This is a genomic window from Janthinobacterium sp. AD80 (assembly GCF_002878455.1).
GTDB lineage: Bacteria > Pseudomonadota > Gammaproteobacteria > Burkholderiales > Burkholderiaceae_D > Janthinobacterium.
This window is the reverse complement of the sequence record NZ_NRDQ01000269.1, coordinates 1-1,420: the sequence shown is the minus strand read 5'-3', so window position 1 is coordinate 1,420 and position 1,420 is coordinate 1. Positions and strand designations below refer to the sequence as shown.

The window sequence follows — 1,420 nt, the reverse complement described above, 5'->3', positions numbered from 1 at the left end:
GCGGCCGCTGGCGGCGCGGGAATCACGCGCACGCCGTTGCCTTCGCTGCCGGGCAGGTTGGCAATGACGGGGCCGGTGGCGCGCAAGGCGTCGTCGGCAAACGGCTGCGCGCGCGTATCGACGCCCGGCGGCACGGGTACGCTGGCGTTGAGCAAACGACTGTCCGTGTAGACCATGCGCGACAGCCGGTTGTAGTTGGGGAAATCGATATTCAGCGAACGGCCATCGGCCGCCAGTTCCACGCGGGGGCGGTCCTTGCAGTTACCGACAGTCCACTGCAGCACGTCCGTGCCCTGGAAGGCCAGCACTTCATAGCGGTAGGCGCAGCCGCGCTCCTGCGTTTCGACGATCACCACGGTGCGCTCGCCCACGTTTTCCACGCGCGCCACGCGGGCCGTGACAGCCTTGTCCAGCGGCACGACACGGAACGCCTGCGACAGCTTGATCGAATACTTGCCTTTCGGATCCTTGCGCAAGGTGCCTTCCGTGCCGTCGCGCAAGCGGAAGGTGGACACCGGCGTGCCGAACAGCTCGGCCGTATCCAGGCCCACCATCACGCCGCCACGGCCATTCGGCGTCATGGCGCAGCCCGTCAACAGGACGCCGGCGGCCACGCCAGCGATCCACTTGCGCCAGTGCGCGGATGCAAAATTTTTATACGTTGCCATGCTTGATAACTTTCTCTTATTAAATTCAGGGATTGACGACGGCCAGCGGATTACCCGGGCCTGGCGGCGGCAAGACTTTCTGGCGGTCGCGCGACAGCAGGGTGAAGGCACCCAGGGTGTCCGGTCCGGCAACGATTTCCAGCTGCTCGCGCTGCAGCCAGGTGCGGATCTCCGCCTCTGTTGCATCGGCGCGGAACAGCACGCGCAGGCGCACGCCCGTCTCGACGCCGCTGCCGCCGCTGCGGAATTCCGCATTGCCGACCACGGCCTGCTCTTTCGGCAGGAACAGCCAGGCCGACTGCACCACCATCACGCTGGCGGCCACGGCCGTGACGATCTTCAGCCAGCGGTTTGCATTGGCCGCCTGCACCGGTTTCACGGGCGCGACGGTATCGCTCGCCGGCGTGGCCACGGTAATCTGCAATTGCTGCAGCCCCTGGCGCAGTAATTGCCGGTAGGCCACGCGGCCATCCTTGCCCAGTTCGCTCGACAAGGGCGTGCCAGTCAGCGCATAGTCGCCGCCGGGCAAGGCCACGCGGGCGATCACGCCGGGCGCCGCCGTGGCGCCATTCGCGCGGCCATGCGTTTCCAGCCAGCGCGCCGCCTGCACGCGCTCCTGGCTGAACATGCCCAGGCAGGCGCCCAGGTCCGTCACGGCCACGCTCAGCGGCATGTCGCACAGCACCAGGCCGGCGCGCGGATCGACGGGCGCGTCGCGCGCCTCGACCACCAGGCCGCAGGCGTCCGCATAC

General features: G+C 67.8%; 1 protein-coding gene and 1 pseudogene. Both read right to left on the bottom strand.

Annotated elements, in window-relative coordinates; all coding sequences use genetic code 11:
- Positions 1 to 668 (bottom strand): annotated as a pseudogene (locus JaAD80_RS28450) (hypothetical protein); the annotation flags it as partial.
- A gap of 25 nt (positions 669 to 693) precedes the next feature.
- Positions 694 to 1,420 (bottom strand): hypothetical protein (locus JaAD80_RS31045; protein ID WP_219726905.1); only part of this gene is annotated, 727 nt, incomplete at its 5' end.